The organism is Kitasatospora sp. NPDC094016, from assembly GCF_040304045.1.
Classification (GTDB): Bacteria; Actinomycetota; Actinomycetes; order Streptomycetales; family Streptomycetaceae; genus Kitasatospora.
The window spans coordinates 45408-61786 of the sequence record NZ_JBEOUK010000005.1 but is presented as its reverse complement, the minus strand read 5'-3'; the positions used below and the strand labels follow the sequence as shown (position 1 = coordinate 61786).

Genomic DNA, 16379 nt, shown 5'->3' with positions numbered 1-16379 from the left:
GCGGCGCCGTTCCCGCGCCCGTTGCCGCGTTCCCTCCCGACCATCCGTGTCCGCCCGAGGCCTGGCGCCCTTCCTCCCCCGCATCCGTCCTGGGAGCTCTCTTGGGTGAGATCCATCATGCCGACCACGGCTGGGTGACACCGGCGGTCTCGTACTTCGTCGCCTGCCTCGGCGCCTTCGTCGCCCTGCGCAGCGCCCGCTGGGCACTCGTCTCGCAGGGCCGCACCCGGGTGGTCTGGCTGCTCTTCGCCTCGACCTCGCTCGGCGCCGGGATCTGGTCCATGCACTTCATCGCGATGCTCGGCTTCTCCGTCACCGGGGTCGACATCAGCTACCGGCCCGGGCTGACCGTGCTCAGCCTGCTGGTCGCCATCGCCGTCGTCGGCATCGGCCTGTTCACCGTCGGGTACAGCCGCCGGCCCGTCCTGTCCCTGCTGGCCGGCGGGCTGACCACCGGCCTCGGGGTCGCGGCGATGCACTACCTCGGGATGGCCGCGATGGTCCTGCCCGGCCACCTCGACTACGACCGGCTCGCGGTCGGACTGTCCGTCGCCATCGCCGTGTTCGCGGCCACCGCCGCGCTCTGGGCCACCCTGAACATCCGCGGCACGCTCGCCGTCCTGGCGGCCGCGCCGGTCATGGGCGTGGCGGTGTGCGCGATGCACTACACCGGCATGGCGGCGCTCTCGGTGCGACTCGACTTCTCGCACTCCACCCAGGGCGGCGTGATGGCGCTGCAGTTCATCTTCCCGCTCGGGGTCGGGCTCGGCTGCTACGTCTTCTTCGGCTCGCTGGCCTTCGCGGTCTCGCCGAGCCGCGGCACCACGCAGCCGCTCCTGCTCGGCCCGGCGGCCCCGCTGGTCCCGCGACAGCCGCGCCGGCGGGACGAGGCCGGCGCCAGGCGCTGAGCCGGGCGGGCCCCCAAGCCCCGAGGGTGTCCGACCGGGTCCCCCACCCCGGCCGGGCGCCCTCGGCTCACTTCCGGCGGCCTCCCCCGCCTCGCCCCGGCGACCACCCCTGCCTCACTCCGGCCGCCCCAGCAGCCCGGTCAGGTGCGCGGGCGTGGCCACCGGGCAGACCTTGTGCACGAAGTCCCGCCGCAGCGCGTGGTACGGCTCGCCCGCCCGGTAGAAGTTGGCGTGCATCCGCCGCAGTTCCTCCGCCCGGTACTCGGCCAGCGGCTTCGCCTCCTCGTCGACGGACCGGCGGCGCTTCTTGTCGACCAGCCGCCCGGTGAGTTCCGGCGAGGCGCCGAGCGCGGCGGCCTCCCGGACCACCCAGCGCCGGAAGGCGGCCGCGTCCCCGCCGCAGGTGCGGTCCACCAGGCCGATCCGGCGGGCGTGTCCGGCACCGACCGGCAGCGCCTCGGTGGTCAGCCGCGCGGCCTGCTCGGCGCCGACCCGGCGCGGCAGGGTGTACGTCCAGTACTCGGAGCCGTAGAGGCCCATCAGCCGGTAGTGCGGGTTGAGCACCGCCGACTCCCTGCACCACACCTCGTCGGCGGCGAGGGCCGCCATCAGGCCGCCGGCCGCCGCGTTCCCGGCCAGGGCGGCGACGGTGAGCTTGTCGGTCGTGGTGAGGACCGCGTGGACGAGGTCGTCCATCGCGTTGATGTTCTCCCAGGACTCCAGCGCCGGGAAGGCCGCGCCCTCGATGACGTTGAGGTGGATCCCGTTGGAGTAGAAGTCCCGGGGCGCCCCGAGCACCAGCACCGAGGTGGGCCGGTCGGCGGCCTCGCGGTAGGCGGCGAGCAGCCGGCGACACTGCCCGGTGCTCATCGCCCCGCCCGCGTAGGCGAATTCGAGGTAGCCGACGTCGCCCTCCTCTCGGTAGCGCAGCTCCGACCAGGTGTCCCGGCGGGCCGCCGAGGTCGGCGTCACCGGGACTTCGCGGACCCGGTGCAGCCGGCCGGCGAGCACCGTCGCGGCCGGCTGCTTGAAGGTGGCGGGCCCGCCCGGGGTGCGGCGCGGGCGCAGCTGGGGGATCCAGACCGCGCCGTCCACGGTGGCGCGGCAGATCGCGCCGTCGCGGGTCGCGAGCACGGCGCCGGGCACCGGGCCGCGCAGCTCGTCCTCGGGGTGGCCGCCGTGCAGGAAGTACTCGCGCCCGAACAGCTCGTCGAGCACGCCGGGTTGGGAGTCGGCGGCGCGGAGCTTGCGCAGCACGGTGGCGGTGTCGTCGGCGGCCCAGTCGATCCGGCGGGCGTCCTGCCGCAGCAGGGGCCGCAGCCTGCCGTGGACGTCCGGCCGGTCGTAGTCGAGCGGTTCGGGGGTGAACAGCCCGCCCTCGAAGCGCTGGACGGCGAGCAGGACGGCCTCGACGGCGGCGTCGGCGACCTCGCCCCGGTACAGCTCGCTCTTGCCGCAGTCGGTGACGGGGAACTCGACGGACGCCCAGATGTCACCGGCGTCCATCTCCTCGACGGCCTGGAGGACGGTCACGCCCCAGCGGTCCGCCCCCTCGGTGATCGCCCAGTCGAGCGAGGAGGGGCCGCGGTCGCCCTGGGGCCCGGGGTGCACGATCAGGACGGTCCGGGTGGACCAGATGTCCTGCGGGACGGCCTTGGTGAGCATCGGGCAGATGATCAGCTCGGGGTCGGTACGGTCCACCGCCGTCCTCATCGCCTCGTCGCCGAGGGCGAGTTGGACGGCGACCTGGTGGCCGCGCCCGCGCAGCTCGGTGTGGACGCGCTGGGTCAGGCTGTTGAACGCGCTGGCGATCAGGAGAATGCGCAAGAGGGCCTCCGGACAGGGACTGGGGTCGCGCGCAGGCGATGAAACCAGGGCATGGACACGTAATGATTACGTTCTACGCCTTCCCGCCCGACCCTCACGCACTCCGCACACCTGTGCCCCCGGCGTGGCGTCCGCTTCGCCGGATCTCCCCAGCCCCTCCCGGAGTTGACGGCAGCGGCCGCCCGCCGACATCGACGGCGGGCGGCCCCGGCCGCTACCTCGGAAACGCCCGGCGGGCCCGCCAGGTGGTGTGCTCGCGGGACACCGCGTCCTCCGCCTCGGCGGCCATCCGGGCCCAGCGCGCCTCGGCGTCCGGCGTCTTGAGGTCGAGATCGGAGAGCTGGTTGCCGACGTTCTCCAGCTCGCGCGCGGCCAACTGGTAGGCGGCGGCCAGCGGGCGCAGCTGCTTGAGCTGGGTCCAGGCGATGACGGCGGCGGCCGCGGCCGAGCTGGCGCCGAAGACGTGCACCTGGAGGGCCCCGGTGGCCTGGGCGACGGCCGCCGCCGCGCCGATGATGATCAGCGCCGCGATGCCGAGACCCCAGGACACCGCCTGCGTCTCGCACGCCTCGGCCCGGGCGCGGTACCAGGTCCGCTGGCCCTCGACCCGGGTGCGCAGGTAGAGCATGCGGCGGGCGGTCAGGCTGCCGGCCCGCATCCGCCGCATCTCCGGGGTGATCTCGGGGACGGTACCGGGCGGCACGATCTCCGGGTCCTCGAAGGCCCGCAGCACGTCCTCGACCTGGAGCAGGTAGCCGCGGTCCACGTCCGCGGACTCCGCCTCGCCGTCGAACGGCCGGGCCCGGACGGTGTACTTCCAGGCCAGCGTCTTGACCGACTCGGCCGCCGCCCGGGCCTCGTACCAGCGCCCCTGCGGGTTGCTGCGGCGCAGCCGGGACCAGAAGTAGCCGGCGATCAGGAAGGCGCCCACCGAGTACAGCGGCACGCTGTCGAAGGAGCCGCGGTCCTTCGGCCCGGGGAACGAGCCGATCACGGCGGCGATCACCAGCATGGCGATCAGTCCGCGGTACCAGCGCAGCGTCTCGCGCTGGCCGTCCAGCGAGGCCTTGTCCGCCGTCCAGAACAGCTCCGGCAGCAGCTTCGCCTCGTCTCCCCCGGGCGGATCCTGTTGCACCATCGGTCGAGCCCCCTCCCCGTGTCCGTCCAGGCAGTATTCCCTCCGTCAACTTCGCTACACAGGCCCCTTTTTGACATTTTTCCCAGCGGTGATCGCCACACCGCCCTCGAAACCGGTACAACCGGTTGCATGCCGCTGCACTGGAAGCTCGTCATCGACTGCGCCGACCCGAACCGCCTGGCCGCCTTCTGGGCCGCCGCCCTCGACCACACCCTTGAGGAGCACAGCGCCCTGATCACCCGCCTGCTCGCCGCCGGTGCCGTCACCCCGGACGCCGTCACCGAGGTCGACGGCCACCCCGCCTGGCGCACCCTCGCCGCCGTCCGCCACCCCGAGGACCCGTACGACCCCGCCACCGGCACCGGTCTGGGCCGCCGCCTGCTCTTCCAGGCCGTCCCCGAGCCGAAGCACGGCAAGAACCGCCTCCACCTCGACGTGCACCCGGGCCCGGGCGAGCGCGGGTCCACCGTCGCCCGCCTCCAGGCGCTCGGCGCCACCGTGCTGCGCGACGTCGAGGAGCCGGGCGGCTCGTGGACGCTCATGGCGGACCCGAACACTCCGGATTCAGTGTTCTGGAGTGACCCCCGGTGTCGACCGCCACCCTGACCCGTGACCAGCGGAATTCGTCCCCCTCTCCCGAGGGCATGACGACAGCAACCCTGCCCGGTACCGAGGGCACCGTGTTCTCTGGGCGCCTGCGGGGCGTCTCAGCAATCCGCCTGTCCGTGCTGACGGACGAGACCACCAGCCCCGAGCGGCAGCGTGAAGCCAACGAGCGCGCCGCGGAGATGCTGAACATCAGCTTTGGCGAGGACGACGAACGCCGCGAGGCGGTCGACCTTGACGTGTCGGCCAGCAAGACCGCTCCGTGGGAACGTCCGGAGCTAGGGCGCTGGCTCGCCGACCCCGACAGCTTCGACGTGATCGTGTGGTGGCGCTTTGACCGCGCTGTCCGGTCGCAGGGGCACATGCACGAACTCGCCAAGTGGGCGAGCGAGCACCGGAAAATGATCGTTTTCGCCGAGGGTGTCGGGGGCGGTCAGCAGACGTTCGACTTCCGCAACCCGCTCGACCCGGTCACGCGGATGATGCTGAATCAGTTCGCGTTCGCGGCCGAGATGGAAGCATGGTCGATCAAGGAACGCGTAACCGGTGCCATGGCAGCCATGCGCAAGATGCCGTTCCGGTTCAAGGGCGGGCGCCCGTCCTACGGATACAAGATCATCCCCATGCCCGCGGAACACGGTGGGGTCGGCAAGACGCTCGCGCAGGACGAGAGCGCCGTCAAGATCATCATCCGCATCATCCGGGACCTGTTGAGCGGGAAGACCATCACCCGAATCTGCCAGGAGTTGGAGCACGACCAGGTACCGACCCCGCGCGACCACTGGTCCGTGAGCCGGGGCCGGAAGACCGGCGGGAAGACCGGCGGTGCCAAGGGTGAGACCAACGTCCGGGACGTGTTCAAGTGGGTTCCGACGGTCCTGCGGAAGATCCTCACCAACCCGGCTCTATTGGGCTGGAAGATGCACAACGCCAGCCCGATCCGGGACGCGCAGGGCGAGCCGATCATGTCGACCGAGCAGCCGATCCTCACCCGCGAAGAGTTCGACGTGGTGGGCAAGTTCTTCGATGACCGCCGGATGACCGAGCCCCGGGCCATCCCCACGGACGCATCCAAGTTGCTCCGGGTGATCCACTGCGGGACGTGCGGTTCGCGCATGTACCACCAGACCAACAGGAAGCAGCAGCGCGCGTACACCTGCGGCGGGCACCTCACGCGGGTCAAGTGCGCGTCCCCGATGACCATCCGGGCTGACTGGGTTGAAGACTACGTAGAGCGGGAGTTCCTGGCCATGACGGGGCGCATCCGGATTCAGCGGACCGTGATCACGCCCGGGTACGACCCGGCGCAGGAACTCGCTCACACCCTCGCCGAGTTCGAGGCGCACCAGGAGGAGAAGGGGCGCCAGAAGTCCAACACGGCAAAGGCAGCGTGGCAGGCGCGAGCCGACGCGCTCGATAACCGCATGGCGCTACTGGAGAACACCCCGGCCCGGCCCGAGGTGCGCGAGAAGGTCGACACGGACGAGACGTTCGCCGATCTCTGGGGGCTGTCCGACGACGACGCCCGCCGACTCCTGATGCTCGACGCCGGGGCCCGGCTGGAGATCCGCAAGGGCGTACGGGGCGGCTGGCGGACCCTTGACGAGCGCCGGGTGTCGTTCACCGTGGCCGGCGACCTAGACCCCGCTATCGAGTCGTGGGCAGGGCTCCGGGACGAACTGAGCATGACCCCCGAGGGCGCCCCCGTAGCGGGCAGCCGGGTCCGCCTCGCCGAGCCCGCCGCGGCGTAGCCCACAGCGGGGGTGGTGACGGGTGACGTTGGAGACGCAAAATCTGGTTTCTCTATGACACTGCACATCTAGAGAAAACCAGAATCACCCTCACCAACGTCACCCCGTCACCACCGCGGGAATTCGTCCCCCTCTTCTACTGGCGACCCCGAAGACACGGGCTCTGCCATCGACAGACAGAGGAGCACCGGTGAACACCGCCAGCCGATACCAGTACGCCCACGAGGACCGGGAGGCCAAGCGGCTCCGACTTCACGCCGACGCCTTCAAGTACAACGCCGCCATGGAGCAGCTTGCCCAGATGAAGCGCGACCGCCCCGAGCAGTACGAGCAGATGAGCCCTGTCGTCCGTATCTCGCTGGGTCACTACGAGGCTGCAAAGGCTGCCGCGAAGCAGCTCGGCCGCAACGTTTCCGCTCCCACCGATCGCGAGGTCTGAAAGTGAACCCTGACGTTTCCAAGGCGGCCGACAAGCTCGCCAAGCTGCGTGCCCAGGCGGACAAGCTCGCCGCTCCACTTGCGGAGGCCGAGGCAGCTTTGGCGGGCGCCGAGGCGGTCGAGCAGGCTCGCCGTGCCGAGCGTGCCACCGAGTACGACCGCGCGTTCGTCAAGACGTGGATAGCGCAGGCCGAGGGTCGATCCACGCGGGGCAACGAGCTGCATGCGGAGTTCCTTGAACTCCTTTCCGCTGAGCCGTGGTTCAAGGCATATGTCGCACACCGTGCCGAACGATACAAGCGCGAGAAGATCCTGACCGCTGCACAGAACGCACAGTCCCACCTCGGTGACCCGCTGACCGTTCCAGAGCCGCGCCGGTACGACCTGCGGATCATCGAGGACATCACCAGCGCGGTGGAACGGTCCGCTGAGGCCCTTGGCGCGGCCTACGCCGAGGAACTGGAGACCAAGCGGACCGCCTTCATCGACGGGACCGACTGACATGGCCGTTGACGCTCTCGACCCCGGCCCGGACGGGGCCTATCCGTACTTCCCTCGGGACGCGCAGGGGCGGCCTGTCTGGTCGGACTCCCCAACTGGCCTGCCTGTGATCAACGGTGGGGCGCCGATGCCGCGCGGAGTCCAGCCGATGCGCGATCCGAGGAACCCCGGCCGGCTGCTGGCCGTGGACGTGACGCCGAGGTATCCGGACGGCAGCCCGATCGATCCTCCGGTCACTCCGCCGGGACAGTAGAGCAGCTGCGTGGGCCGCGAGCCCCCTGGATCAGGACCTCTATGGAATTGCTGATCCAGGGGACTCGCGGCGCTACAGCGGCGCCGAGCGGCTTCGCCGGCGAATCGACCGGGGCGGCTCCGCAGTCTGCGGGCTGTGCGACGGGGCGTTCCCTGCCGAGCTGGTCGACGTGGACCACCGGACCCCGCTCTCCCTCGGCGGCGAGGACACCGACGACAACGTGTGGCCGTTGTGCCGCACCTGCCACCGAGGGAAGACCGCAGGGGACTTCGGGGCGTTCGCTGTTGGCCCCTAGCTGTCAAGCACGAAGTGTGTACACGCCGATGATGGTGGAACGGGTGATAGCGGCGAGGCCGAGCAGACAGATCGTTCCGATGATCGACAGTTGCACGATCTCTGAGGGGTTCCCCAACCGCATATGGGCGTTGCCGTACCCGAGTTCAAAGGGACTAGGGGAGGGTGCACCATCGCTGTCATCCGTGTTCTTGGGCATGGACGCAGGACACCGTGCCTTGGGGGTCTCCGTCAAACCCGCAGCTAACGGCGCACTCTTCGTTGCCTCAGTCCGTGCAGGAGGTGACCCCCATGCCACGCAGACCCCGCCCCCCGTGTTCAGTCCCCGGGTGCCCCGAGCTGACCGCCCGTGGTGGTCGCTGCCCCATGCACCAGGCCGAGGCGGACGCACAGCGAGGCACACCAGGCGGAAGCGCGTACGGCCCTCGCTGGCCCCGCATCCGTCGGGCCTACCTATACGCCCATCCGTGGTGCGTGCTGTGCGCGAGGCAGGCGACGACCGCGGACCACTTCCCGGAGTCGCGTCGGTCGCTGGTCGCCCGAGGTGTCAGCGATCCGGACGCGTGGTCGCGTCTTCGTCTGCCGTGTACGCAGTGTCACAGCCGCGAGACGGCTGTTCATCAGCCCGGAGGATGGGTGAGCGAGCGCGCTAAGCCTGTCCGAGGCCCTGACCTGCGGTGATACCCAGGGGGGTGACTCCCTTTCGGTGCCATAAGGCGCGGCAGGGAGGGAAAAGACTCTCGCCGCAACTAGACCCGTTTGCGCGGAGAGTCACAGGTAAAAACACAAAGGCCCCGCCCTGTTCCCCTTAGCGGGACAGGGCGGGGCCTTTTTTCGCCCCGTCAGTCGCTCTACGGGGCTATCTGTAGGCGCATTCCCTCATAGACTTCCCTTAGATCCCGCGCATCGGAGATCCTTCGCACTTCTACTGCTTTGACGACTTCGAGCGCGCGCCAATGGTTAGACGGCGCAACTCGACCAGATAGCATGGCATGCTGCGCCGAGTCACATGCTTCATCCAATCGATTAGTGGCCACCAACGAGAGTGCCAGGTCGATATTGGCGGATGCCACCCGGCGAGGCCATTTGCTCACGTCCTCCGAGGGCGAGAGTCGCGAAATAACCTCTCGCGCATATGCTTCGGCCGCCGGGTCGCCGAGCCATGCAAGTGTGGTAGCCGCATAGGCGAGTGACTCAGCCGGATCGTACTGGAAATGATGTTCTGGCCGATTTGGAGCGCCCATCGCTGCGGAAAGCGCTTGCACTCGATCTATTGCAGCATAGGTCTCGGCCGAATACCCCAAGCGTGCAAACGCCCGCCCCTGCTGCGCAAGAGACTGGATCTCAACGGAGCTTCCGGATGGCGCCAGCTGCTGAGCAGTAGCGCTAAGTTCTGCCGCCTTGGAGTAGCCGCCGTCAGTGAGCACCCGCCAAGCGTCCGTTTCAAAGCACCACGCCTGAATTTCTGAATTTTCAGCGTGCTGCGCTAGGGTCATCGCTGTGCGCAGCCTTGCTGTTGCTGCGTCTTGCTGATTTAGATCGATATGCAGAGTTGCGCCAAGAAGAGAGAACCAGCCACCTATCACGAGTAGCTGCCGATGTTCGGCAAGGGTCTTCTTTGCGTCCATGAGCTTGGCTACATAAAGCGCATATTTCCGCACCTGCCCCAAGAGCTCCTGGGGGGCTACGGTCGGATATTTGATTGCGAGATCATGGAAAGTCAGCTCAAGGCGTTCAAGTGTCTCCTTGCCTACATCGCTGGCAGAGACCCTGCGTGTAAGCTCCAGCGCTTCGATCTCATCGTCATATTCCAGCGTAACGACGGGGAAGCTTTCTTTCTCTGCGGGCTTCGAGGCCGCTGTGGCGTACAAGAGAGAGCCGAGATCAATTAGCGTGACTCGCAGGACCTTGGCCAGGGCCGGGCGCTGCCAGTCCTGGGGGTCTACCTTTCCGCTCTCCCATCGCGCCACGGTTGAGCGATCCACACCCAGATCCTGGGCAAAGGACTCCTGAGTGAATCCAAGGGCCTTTCGCCTATCAACAAAGGCACTGCGCCGCTCTGCCATGCCGCCTCCCGGTCTCTGACTACCCGTTCTAGCAGGTCAGGGCACTCAATGCGGAGACTCTGAGACATGGATGCCACACAGATGCGTCACCGCTGCTCTGTCCTGGCGTGAACGGCAGCTCTGTACTGGTGAATCACACAGTCCGGCGCTGAGCTGATCGGAGGGACGGCAGTGGAACGTCCAAGCATCGTGACTGGCGCCCTGGCCGTGATGGTCGCTCTCGGGCCCGCCGCTCTGCTGGTAGCCCTCGCCAATCTTGACCCGCAGACCGCCCGCCGGTGGGTCTGGTGGTTCCTCGCCTTAGCGGTCGCCATGCTCGGCATCGTCTACGGCGGAGACTGGGAAACCTGGTGGCGCCGAAGACGTGCCACTCCCCGGCGGTCCCGGCTACGGATCACCGTTCGCCACATTCGTCCCGGAGATCCGCCGTGACCGTCCCGGCCGAGGTACTGCCGACGCTGGCCGAGATCGGCGCGGGACGGTTGCCGGAGCCGCCCGACGAAGATGACGGGAACGCGTGGGTGCTCGGGGACTGTTGGCTCTACTGCGGGCGCACCTCGGTCCGGGTGCTCTGGCTCGGACCGGTCACGGCTGCCGGAGGGATCTCGGCTGCACTGCACGCCTGTGCCAAGTGCGTTGCCGAGCTGCACCGCAGGGCGGTCGCTGCGATGACCGAGCGCGACGCCCCGAAGACCGACCCGAACCGGCGACCACGCCACGCGCGACCGAGGACGCCCAGCCCGCTGTGGGCCACGTGGTTCCGCCTGCCCAACACTGACCCCACCACCTGACTCCCGGCGTTGCCTGCGCTGTGCCGGGATGCACAACCCCCTTCCTAGTGACGTGACTTGGATGGCACGGACACCCAGGGCGGGGCCCAACGCTCCTGTTCTGGCGGACGGGGAACGGTCAACACCTCTGCCGGGCGGGTCCAGACCAACAAGGGAGGGTGAACCGTGGAAGCAACGGAACGGGCCCAGCTTGACCGGTACTTCGGTCGGATTGCTACGACGTTCGCACCGCAGCAACGCCCCGCCGGACTGCTGGTTACGCACCTGCTGACGGGGCGGGCGAGCTTCGTACACGCGGCCGACCAGGTGACCGATCTTCGGGCAGTACTGCCCAAGCCGAAGTCCATTGACCCCACCACCCGCCGGGAGGTCGAACAAACACTCGCGGTTGACGACCTGTCGCGCGAGCTGTTCGCCGACCCCGAGGCCGCAGTGACCTATGTGGAGACTCGAGCAGCCGGCGAAGACATGGTGCTGTTGGACGTGGGCGGCTACTTCGTCCCGACCCTCGAAACGCTGTGCGAGCGGTTCACGGGACGCATTCTCGGAGTGGTCGAGGACACCGAGAACGGCCACCAGCGGTACGCCGGGATGGACAAGCTCCCGTGCCCGGTCGTCTCCGTCGCACGCTCGCCGCTCAAGGAGCCGGAGGACTTCTTGGTCGGTCAGTCCGTCGTCTTCTCGACCGAGGCTCTGTTACGAGGGCGCGACGACATCATGCACGGCCGCCCCGCGTTGGTGATCGGATTCGGGAAGCTCGGATCGAGCATCGCCCGTCTGCTGCACGCCAAGGGGGTTCAGGTCACGGTGTACGACGTGGACCCGGTCCGCAAGGTTCAAGCGCTCTCACAGGGCTTCACCGTGGCGCAGGACCGGGACCGAGCGATCCGCCGAGCGGGCGTCGTACTGTGCGCGACTGGGGCGCTGGCGCTCCGCGGTGAGGACTTCCCGCTGTTGCGCAACGGTGCGTTCGTCGCCACGGTCACCAGCTCGGAAGACGAGTTGGAGTTGAGCGGGCTGCCCGACTGCTACACCCGCAGCTCGGCCGGCGAAGGCATCACCCGGTACAACGCGACCGGCCACTACTTCTACTTGCTCAATAACGGAAACGCCGTCAACTTCCTGCACGGCGCGAGCGTGGGACCGTTCATCCACCTGGTACAGGCCGAGATCCTGGCCAGTGTCCGGATGCTCGCCCGGGAAGAACTCGAACCCGGTATGCATGAGGTCTCGGCGGCTGACCGTGCAAGCATCGCCGAAACCTGGCTCCGCTACTACAACAGGTGATCCCATGACCATCACGCCCGAACACATCTGCGACACCATCGGCAGCTACGTCGATCAGCACCCCGAGGACAAAGCCGGGTTGGCCGTGGTACTCGCCCTGCTCGACCAGGGCGCCGACGTGACCAGCCGGAAGGAGTTCCGCGGACACGCCACTGCCGGGGTCGTTCTGGTCGACAACGACGGCAGGGCGCTCTTCATCCGACACGTGGCGCTCGGTCGGTGGCTCACCCCCGGTGGCCACCTTGAACCGGAGGACAGCACCCTGTCCGGTGCCGCTCTGCGGGAGCTGACCGAGGAAACCGGCATCCCTGCCGAGTCGGTCGCCCTCGCCTACCCCGAGCCCGTGCACATCGACGTGCACCCCATCCCGGCGAATCCCAACAAGGGCGAGCCGGACCACCAGCACTTCGACTTCCGTTACGTCTTCCGCCTGCTCGACGGCGCGGCAGTCACCCTGCAGGAGGAGGAGGTCAGCGGGTACACGTGGGGTCCGCTCGACCGGATTCCTGACGAGACGTTCCGTTCCCGGGTACGGGAAGCCCTGCGGTAGGCAGCGGGCAAAGTCAGGCGGGACGCGGGCGTCGAGACCAACAGACGATCCGTGCCGGACCCGCGCCCCTCGGCCCCGTCCCGCTGGTGAACTCCGGCAGGGCGGGGCTACTTCGCTTTCGGCTCCGGTCGCTCACTGAGCGGGACGACAGCCGATCCCTTGCCCCACCGCGTAGTGATCAAGCCCTCTTCCTCGCGGAGCACTTCGAGCGCGCGGCGAACCGTCATATTCGCCATCCCGAACCGGGCCATCAAGACCGTCTCGGACGGGAACGGCTCGCCCTGGTCGTAGGTGCCGCTACGGATCTCGGCAGCCAACTCGGCAGCAGCGAGACGGTAGGGCGGCACTCGGCGGGGGCGATCAGGCATGGCGCCAGCGTAGAGAGCTGATCCGCATCTCTCTACTTAGGTGAGTGGGGGAGTAGAGAACTTAGAGGAGTGGGCCTATCTTGGAGCACGAAAAACCCCGAGCCGCTTAGGACCGGCCCGGGGTTGTGTCCGCACAGCTATTTGGGAGCTGCCGACATGCGTCACCTTATCGCCCTCGCCCTACGGGCCGCCCTGCGCCTGGTCCTGCCGGCTCGGGGCCAGCACCGCCGTCCCCGCCCCCTGGTCGTGATCTGCGGCCCCGCCGAGCCTGTACAGCTCACTGTGCCGAAGCGGGTCATCTGCGCCCCTACCCGGCCGATCCCTGCGCACGTCCTCACCCGCACGATGCCGCTCCCCGTCCCGTCCCGGTTGGTCCCGATGTGGCTGGAGCTGTGGGAGCGCACTCCCGAGGCGCAGCAGCGCGAAGAGCGGGCCCGCCTTGCCGAAGCGGCTTGGCCTCGGTGGCAGCGGACTTACCACGGCGAGATGATCCGCCGGAAGGATCGGGCGGAGAACCAGGAGCACGCTCGGCGGGCTCGGCGGGTGTCTCTGTTTGCTACCGCCTACGACTTGCCCGACCCTGCCGACTGCTGGGCCGAGCTGACCGACGACGCGCCCGTAATGGCCGGGGCGGTGGCGTGATGGGTCGGGCGTTCATCAAGCCTCTGCCGGACGGCACTCGCCGGGGCAACACACGGGGTCTGCGCGAGTGCGAGCGGGACGGGTGGCAGATCCTCGCCGGAGCCCGCCACGTGGTCCGCTACGCCCCCCGTACGCCGCACGACTGCCGCCCGTGGACCGACGGGGTTTCCCGGTTCTGGTCGCGTGACTGCTGGGCCGTGCCGCACCACCGCACGGGCACCCGCCCTGCCGAGTAGTACCCCCTCGCCCCGTCCGGGACCGATCCGGGCGGGGCTCCCTCGGCTCTGCCGTAGAACCCCTAAAACCGCCCCTCCGGAGACCCCGAGGGCAACGAGTTCTGCGTCCACTGACCGCCGGCCCGGGGCAGGCGCCCCCGGGAACGACGGCGGCCCCGCCCTTCCCCCAGGGGGAGAGGGCGGGGCCGCCGGTGGAGCGGTACGGCGTCAGAGCAGGCCGAGGGCCGGCATCAGGTAGTAGAAGGCGAACACCGACGCCACCGCGTACAGCGGGACGGGCACGCTGCGCCCGCGCCCGGCGGCCAGGCGCAGGACGCAGAAGGCGATGAAGCCGAAGCCGATGGTGATGCTAGCCACCACCTTCTTGCGTAACAGGCGGCAACCCGCCATCTGCCTGGCTCCGTCCGGGCTTTAGTCGCCAGCTTGGCCCCCGGCAAGGCCCATCCATTGGATACTTGCTGCAGCAGGCACCTCGGTCCCGTGCTCGCGGGAATGGCTCCGAAGTAAGGCAGCTCTTCGCATCGGCCCCGCGTTCGCGGGGGTAGATCCTCGATCCGAGGCCGAGAGTGCGCCACGCGCTGCGGAATGAAGTAAGTCAACTCACTGCAGAGAAAGATGACTTGATGTTGAGTCAGATAAGCCAGGGGTGCGGAAGCGATGCGCTACTGTAGCCCTCACAACGCAAAGAAGGGCGCCCCTTGCCCTAGGAAGCATTGACGGGGCGCCCGTTCACAATCAGGAGGACAGATGCCTCTCCCGATCTGCGATGCCCGCATGCACGGCAGCATCTCCAGCATCCTTGCATGCCAGCTCAGGCAGAACAAGAACCTGACCACCTTGGCTACGGCCGCAGCAGCCTGCGCGATCAAGGCAGGTCCAACGGCAGGCGCCCAGGGCATCGGCCTGGTTATCGCGGTCATCATCTTGATCACTGTGAGCAGCACCGCCCGGACGTCCAACGGCCGATACCACCCGAGCACGACTGGGATCCGTCCCGCCCGTAGGTAGAAGCGACCGCTCTCGTAGAGGCTCGATGCAAGCCATAGCCCACCGCCAACAGCGGTTGGCGCGGCCCAATGTCCGCCGTGTCCGGCCAATCGATCTTCTCCGAAGCGGCTGATCGGAGACTGTCTGCTAGGGCCCTTTCTTCTTCCAGAGCAGGTCCGACGAAAGCGGCCCTCCCTTCCCCCGCAGGTGCGGGGGAAGGGAGGGCCGCCAAGCCTGCCGCGGAGGAGGATCAGAGCAGGCCGAGGGCCGGCATCAGGTAGTAGAAGGCGAACACCGACGCCACCGCGTACAGCGGGACGGGCACGCTGCGCCCGCGCCCGGCGGCCAGGCGCAGGACGCAGAAGGCGATGAAGCCGAAGCCGATGCCGTTGGTGATGCTGTAGGTGAACGGCATCATCACGATCGTCAGGAAGGCCGGGATCGCGATGGTGTGGTCCGACCAGTCGATCTCCTTGATCGAGCCCGCCAGGATCAGGAAGCCGACGGTGACCAGGGCCGGGGTCGCGGCCTGGGCCGGGACCATGGTGGCGAGCGGCGTGAGGAAGAGCGCGACCACGAAGAGCAGGCCGGTGACGATCGAGGCGAAGCCGGTCCGGGCGCCCTCGCCGACACCGGCGGTGGACTCCACGAAGCAGGTGTTCGCGGAGGCGGAGGTGGCGCCGCCGGCCGCGGTGGCGATGCCGTCGACCATCAGGATCTTGTTGATGCCCGGCAGGTCGCCGTTCTCGTCGAGCAGGTGGGCCTCGTCGGCGACGCCGAGGATGGTGCCCATCGCGTCGAAGAAGCAGGACATCAGCACGGTGAAGACGAACAGCACGCCGGTCAGCACGCCGACCTTCTCGAAGCCGCCGAACAGGCTGACCTTGCCGACCAGGCCGAAGTCGGGGGCGGCGACCGGGTTGCCCGGCCAGGCCGGGACGGTCAGGCCCCACTTGAGCGCCGGGACGTCGACGAGCTTGTCGATCACCACGGCGAGCGCGGTGCTGACCACGATGCTGATCAGGATGGCGCCGGGCACCTTGCGGATCAGCAGGACGAGGGTGAGCAGCAGGCCGAACACGAAGATCAGCACCGGCCAGCCGAGCAGGTGCCCGCTGCCGCCGAGCTGCAGCGGGACGGTGGTGTGCGCGGCGTCCGGCATGCGGCTGACAAAGCCGGAGTCGACCAGGCCGACGAGGCTGATGAACAGGCCGATACCGATCGCGATGGCCTTGCGCAGCCCGAGCGGCACGGCGTTCATGACCCGCTCGCGCAGGCCGGTGGCGACCAGCAGCATGATCGCGAAGCCGGCCAGCACGACCATGCCCATGGCGTCCGGCCAGGTCATCTTGGGGGCGAGCTGGAGCGCCACGATGGTGTTGACGCCGAGTCCCGCGGCCAGGCCGATCGGGACGTTGCCGATCACGCCCATCAGCAGGGTGGTGAGACCTGCGGTGAGGGCGGTGGCGGTGACCAGCTGGGCGCTGTCCAGGTGGGCCCCGGTCATGTCCGTGGCGCTGGCCAGGATGATCGGGTTCAGCACCAGGATGTACGCCATGGTGAAGAAGGTGGCGACGCCGCCGCGGATCTCGCGCGGCAGGGTGGAGCCGCGCTCTCTGATCCGGAAGTAGCGGTCCAGGGCGCCGGTGGGGGGCTTGGGGGCGCTGGAGGCGGGTTCGGGCGACTCGGTGGTCGGCTGGACCACAGGCATGCGTGCGTCCTCTGTGGGGGAGCTG

At 68.7% G+C, this 16379-nt stretch carries 16 protein-coding genes; 9 read left to right on the top strand and 7 right to left on the bottom strand.

Annotated features, from left to right (window positions below):
• Positions 1-101: 101 nt before the first annotated feature.
• On the top strand, positions 102-908 hold the full coding sequence (locus tag ABT015_RS06880; RefSeq protein ID WP_350877524.1) for an MHYT domain-containing protein: 807 nt from the start codon (positions 102-104) through the stop codon (positions 906-908).
• Positions 909-1022: 114 nt separating this feature from the next.
• Here the strand turns inward: ABT015_RS06880 and ABT015_RS06875 are convergent, their stop codons facing one another.
• A complete protein-coding gene (locus ABT015_RS06875; protein WP_350877522.1) occupies positions 1023-2735 on the bottom strand; it encodes a hydrogenase maturation protein in 1713 nt (570 codons plus the stop codon).
• Positions 2736-2949: 214 nt separating this feature from the next.
• Positions 2950-3873 (bottom strand): DUF4231 domain-containing protein, encoded by a 924-nt coding sequence (locus ABT015_RS06870; protein WP_350877520.1) that lies wholly within the window; start codon positions 3871-3873, stop codon positions 2950-2952.
• A 129-nt stretch (positions 3874-4002) separates the two neighbouring features.
• On the opposite strand from ABT015_RS06870, the gene ABT015_RS06865 reads away from it, so the two are divergent.
• From ABT015_RS06865 to ABT015_RS06845, 5 genes are all read left to right on the top strand, one after another.
• Entirely contained in the window at positions 4003-4479 is a 477-nt protein-coding gene (locus tag ABT015_RS06865) for a VOC family protein (RefSeq protein WP_350877518.1), read from the top strand.
• Positions 4461-6230, top strand: a complete 1770-nt coding sequence (locus ABT015_RS06860; protein WP_350877516.1) for a recombinase family protein — start codon at positions 4461-4463, stop codon at positions 6228-6230. The genes ABT015_RS06865 and ABT015_RS06860 overlap by 19 nt, the downstream gene beginning before the upstream one ends.
• 190 nt (positions 6231-6420) lie before the next feature.
• Positions 6421-6669 (top strand): hypothetical protein, encoded by a 249-nt coding sequence (locus ABT015_RS06855; protein WP_350877514.1) that lies wholly within the window; start codon positions 6421-6423, stop codon positions 6667-6669.
• Between the two features lie 2 nt (positions 6670-6671).
• Positions 6672-7169, top strand: a complete 498-nt coding sequence (locus ABT015_RS06850) for a hypothetical protein (RefSeq protein ID WP_350877512.1) — start codon at positions 6672-6674, stop codon at positions 7167-7169.
• A gap of 203 nt (positions 7170-7372) precedes the next feature.
• The gene (locus ABT015_RS06845) at positions 7373-7717 is read left to right on the top strand and encodes an HNH endonuclease (protein ID WP_350877759.1); all 345 of its coding nucleotides are present in this window, start codon (positions 7373-7375) and stop codon (positions 7715-7717) included.
• A 3-nt stretch (positions 7718-7720) separates the two neighbouring features.
• Here the strand turns inward: ABT015_RS06845 and ABT015_RS06840 are convergent, their stop codons facing one another.
• Positions 7721-7915, bottom strand: coding sequence for a hypothetical protein (locus ABT015_RS06840; protein WP_350877510.1), 195 nt, complete (start codon positions 7913-7915; stop codon positions 7721-7723).
• Between the two features lie 652 nt (positions 7916-8567).
• Positions 8568-9782: a helix-turn-helix transcriptional regulator gene (locus ABT015_RS06835; protein ID WP_350877508.1), complete on the bottom strand. Its 1215-nt coding sequence runs from the start codon at positions 9780-9782 to the stop codon at positions 8568-8570.
• A 428-nt stretch (positions 9783-10210) separates the two neighbouring features.
• On the opposite strand from ABT015_RS06835, the gene ABT015_RS06830 reads away from it, so the two are divergent.
• The 3 genes from ABT015_RS06830 (at position 10211) to ABT015_RS06820 (ending at position 12410) form a co-directional block, all read left to right on the top strand.
• Positions 10211-10573 carry a hypothetical protein gene (locus ABT015_RS06830; RefSeq protein WP_350877506.1) on the top strand — a complete coding sequence of 121 codons (363 nt, stop codon included), beginning with the start codon at positions 10211-10213 and terminating at the stop codon, positions 10571-10573.
• Positions 10574-10738: 165 nt separating this feature from the next.
• The gene (locus ABT015_RS06825; protein WP_350877504.1) at positions 10739-11860 is read left to right on the top strand and encodes an adenosylhomocysteinase; all 1122 of its coding nucleotides are present in this window, start codon (positions 10739-10741) and stop codon (positions 11858-11860) included.
• A gap of 4 nt (positions 11861-11864) precedes the next feature.
• Positions 11865-12410 carry an NUDIX hydrolase gene (locus ABT015_RS06820; RefSeq protein ID WP_350877502.1) on the top strand — a complete coding sequence of 182 codons (546 nt, stop codon included), beginning with the start codon at positions 11865-11867 and terminating at the stop codon, positions 12408-12410.
• Positions 12411-12517: 107 nt separating this feature from the next.
• On the opposite strand, the gene ABT015_RS06815 is transcribed toward ABT015_RS06820, so the two are convergent.
• The 3 genes from ABT015_RS06815 to ABT015_RS06805 all read right to left on the bottom strand — a co-directional run bounded on the left by ABT015_RS06815 (position 12518) and on the right by ABT015_RS06805 (position 16354).
• A complete protein-coding gene (locus ABT015_RS06815) occupies positions 12518-12778 on the bottom strand; it encodes a GntR family transcriptional regulator (RefSeq protein WP_350877500.1) in 261 nt (86 codons plus the stop codon).
• Between the two features lie 1085 nt (positions 12779-13863).
• Positions 13864-14013, bottom strand: coding sequence for a hypothetical protein (locus ABT015_RS06810; protein WP_350877792.1), 150 nt, complete (start codon positions 14011-14013; stop codon positions 13864-13866).
• Between the two features lie 880 nt (positions 14014-14893).
• Positions 14894-16354: an NCS2 family permease gene (locus ABT015_RS06805; protein ID WP_350877498.1), complete on the bottom strand. Its 1461-nt coding sequence runs from the start codon at positions 16352-16354 to the stop codon at positions 14894-14896.
• Between the last annotated feature and the right edge of the window lie 25 nt (positions 16355-16379).

Excerpts from the sequence above, each read along its gene's own strand:
- ABT015_RS06870 (WP_350877520.1), bottom strand. The coding sequence starts at position 3,873 with ATGGTGCAACAGGATCCGCCCGGGGGAGACGAGGCGAAGCTGCTGCCG.
- ABT015_RS06865 (WP_350877518.1), top strand. The coding sequence starts at position 4,003 with ATGCCGCTGCACTGGAAGCTCGTCATCGACTGCGCCGACCCGAACCGC.
- ABT015_RS06840 (WP_350877510.1), bottom strand. The coding sequence starts at position 7,915 with ATGCCCAAGAACACGGATGACAGCGATGGTGCACCCTCCCCTAGTCCC.
- ABT015_RS06835 (WP_350877508.1), bottom strand. The coding sequence starts at position 9,782 with ATGGCAGAGCGGCGCAGTGCCTTTGTTGATAGGCGAAAGGCCCTTGGA.
- ABT015_RS06820 (WP_350877502.1), top strand. The coding sequence starts at position 11,865 with ATGACCATCACGCCCGAACACATCTGCGACACCATCGGCAGCTACGTC.
- ABT015_RS06815 (WP_350877500.1), bottom strand. The coding sequence starts at position 12,778 with ATGCCTGATCGCCCCCGCCGAGTGCCGCCCTACCGTCTCGCTGCTGCC.
- ABT015_RS06805 (WP_350877498.1), bottom strand. The coding sequence starts at position 16,354 with ATGCCTGTGGTCCAGCCGACCACCGAGTCGCCCGAACCCGCCTCCAGC.